This is a genomic window from Xenorhabdus beddingii (genome assembly GCF_002127545.1).
Taxonomy (GTDB): Bacteria; Pseudomonadota; Gammaproteobacteria; order Enterobacterales; family Enterobacteriaceae; genus Xenorhabdus; species Xenorhabdus beddingii.
Genome location: NZ_MUBK01000168.1, coordinates 1 through 461 on the forward strand (window position 1 = coordinate 1; position 461 = coordinate 461).

Genomic DNA, 461 nt, shown 5'->3' on the forward strand with positions numbered 1-461 from the left:
ACTCTTTGGATAGGTCACTTTGTGTTGCTGGATAGCGACCCGTTTCTTGAACGGCTTGGATAGCAGGCACATCTGACGGGCATCATCAAACACAATGCGCGCCTGATCCCGACTCACGGCGGCGGTGTAGATATCCTGCTGGCCTGACTCCATCACGAGGAACCAGTTCGCCAGTATCGCAGCCACGGTGGACTTGGCATTTTTGCGTGGCACCTGAATGTACGCACTGCGGTATTTTCGGCGTCCGGTTGCTTTGACTTTAAAACCGAACAAGTTGGCAAAGGCGAACTGCTGCCACGGCTCCAGAATAATCGGTTTGCCCCGCAAATGGCCTTTGACGTGCGGACAGTGACGGGAAAAGGCAATAAATCGCCCGACAACCTCCGAATCAAACAGATAAAGCGGGCTATTCAGGTCGTTATAGTAGCGTTTCACCGCTTGTTTCACCCGTTTACAGGCCG

At 53.1% G+C, this 461-nt stretch carries 1 protein-coding gene; it reads right to left on the reverse strand.

The features are described from left to right. On the reverse strand, positions 1-461 hold a 461-nt coding region (locus Xbed_RS19090), incomplete at both ends, for a terminase large subunit domain-containing protein (protein WP_244182578.1).